The sequence below is a fragment of the bacterium genome (assembly GCA_023135785.1).
Classification (GTDB): domain Bacteria; phylum CAIJMQ01; class CAIJMQ01; order CAIJMQ01; family CAIJMQ01; genus CAZNJA01.
In genome coordinates, this window is the sequence record JAGLSL010000100.1 from 1 (window position 1) to 2,416 (window position 2,416).

The window sequence follows — 2,416 nt, forward strand, 5'->3', positions numbered from 1 at the left end:
TCATTCCTTAAAGTTCTTATTTTCTGTTTGTCAAGGCGTGCGCAAAAACTTCATCCAGTGTTTTGGTAAATGTAAATTTCAAACTCTTTTTGACATGAGCAGGAATTTCTTCCAAATCCTTTTTGTTTCTTGCAGGTAGAATTATCTCTTTTATTCCTGCGCGGGAAGCGGCGAGCACTTTTTCTTTAATACCGCCCACAGGCAAAATTTTCCCCTTCAATGTGATTTCCCCTGTCATAGCCACATTGTATTTTACCAGTCTATTGGTTAATAGAGATACCAGCGCGGTAGCTATGGCAATTCCTGCCGAAGGACCATCTTTCGGTACCGCTCCCTGCGGAACATGTATATGTATGTCATATTTTTCAAAAAACCCTTCATCAATTTTTAGTTTCTTTGCTTTGGAACGCACATAAGATAAAGCGGCTTTAGCAGATTCTTGCATTGTTTGACCTAACTGGCCTGTTAAAGTAAGGTCCTTTTTTCCGCTCATTTTGTTTGCTTCTATAAAGAGTATCTCTCCTCCCTGCGGAGTCCATGCCAATCCTGTTGCTACGCCTGGTTCAGACGTGCGCTCGGCAGTTTCGGAAAAGAATTTCACCGGGCCAAGATATGAAGCAACATCTTTCCCGTCAACTTCAAAATGTCTTTTTTTGCCTTTAGAGATTTCTTTTGCAATTTTTCTAAGGATATTGGCAATTTCTCTTTCTACGTTTCTTACTCCTGCCTCACGTGTATATTCCCTTATTATCTTTTTAATGGCAGAGTCGGATATTTTTACATTTTCCGAGGGTAAACCGTTTTCTTTTATCTGACGAGGCAATAGAAATTTTTTAGCAATTACAAGTTTTTCTTCCCCTGTGTAGCCGGGCAGTTCCAAAACTTCCATTCTATCTAATAGCGCAGGCGGAATAGTATGTAGAATGTTTGCTGTTGTAATAAACATTACCTTTGAAAGGTCGAAAGCAACGTCAAGATAATGGTCGCTGAATGAATAATTCTGTTCGGGGTCTAGAACCTCAAGTAATGCAGATGACGGGTCGCCTCTAAAATCGGTGCCAATCTTGTCCACTTCATCTAACATAAACACAGGGTTGTTTGTTCCTGCTCTTCTTAACCCTTGTATTATTCTGCCGGGTAGGGCTCCTATATATGTTCTTCTGTGTCCTCTTATCTCTGCTTCATCTCTTATGCCCCCAAGAGACAATCGGACAAATTTTCTGCCTAATGCTCTGGCAATAGATTGGCCTAGGGATGTTTTTCCCACTCCGGGCGGACCTGCAAAACATAGAACTGGTCCCTTTGCATCTTTCTTTAAGTTCATTACGGCTAAAAATTCTAAAATTCTGTCTTTTACTTTTTTCAAATCGTGATGATCTTCGTCTAATACTTTTGCCGCCTGATTAATATCGAGATTATCTTTTGTACTTTTGTTCCAAGGAACAGAAACGAGCCAATCTAAATATGTGCGTATAACGTGATATTCTGCGGCTTGCGGAGGCAGTTTATCTAATCTGTTAAGTTCCCTCTTTGCTTCTTTCATCGCTTCTTGGCTCATTCCCACTTCTTCTATTTTTTTTCTTAGTTCCTTTATTTCTATCGCATTTTCGTCCCCTTCTCCCAGTTCTTTTCTTATAGATTCAAGCTGTTGCCTCAAGAAATATTCACGCTGCGTTTTGCCGAGTTTCGATTTTGTTTCTTCTTGGATTTTTGACTGCAACATGAGAACTTCCAATTCATTGTTTAAGAATTTGGCTACTTTGTTTAATCTTTCTATTGGGTTCAAAGTTTCCAATATGTCTTGTTGTTCTTTGGGACTAAGAGAAAGATTTGCGATAATAAAATCAGCTAATCTCCCAGGTTCTTTAATATTAATTGCGGTGATATAACTTTCTTCTTCCGGAATTTTGGGCGATAAAGACACCGCTTTTTTAAATTGGTGCAATAGGTTTCTCATTCGGGCTTCTATTTCCGGAGTCCTTCCGCTTCTTTCTTCTTGTATATTATTTATGTGAGCTTTTATATAGGGTTCTTTTTGAGTGAAATCTTCTATCTTTATTCTTTCGATTCCATGCGCCAATAGGTAGACGGTATTTGTTGGCAGTTTAAACATTTTTACGATCCGCGCCAAAGTCCCGACTCTATATAAATTTTCGGGCTGGGAATCTTCATCCAATTTTTTCTTCTGCAAGACTAAGCAACAGAATTTATCCCCGATAGACACATCGTCTACGAGTTTTATACTGGCGGGTTTGCCTATGGTTATAGGGACAGTCATACCCGGAAAAACGACCGTATCTCTTAAAGGCAGGACCGGAATTTCCTTCGGAGTTTTCAATTCTATATCCATAATTTTTTGTTCGGATATAAGTGTCTCACTTTACCCGGATTAAACGATTCTATTCTCCCTTAATTT

General features: G+C 39.2%; 1 protein-coding gene. It reads right to left on the reverse strand.

What is annotated here, in order from left to right; translation table 11 throughout:
• Window positions 1-16: 16 nt before the first annotated feature.
• A complete protein-coding gene (lon, locus tag KAS42_06560; GenBank protein MCK4905881.1) occupies window positions 17-2,350 on the reverse strand; it encodes an endopeptidase La in 2,334 nt (777 codons plus the stop codon).
• Window positions 2,351-2,416 lie beyond the last annotated feature (66 nt).

Excerpts from the sequence above, each read along its gene's own strand:
- lon (MCK4905881.1), bottom strand. The coding sequence starts at position 2,350 with ATGGATATAGAATTGAAAACTCCGAAGGAAATTCCGGTCCTGCCTTTA.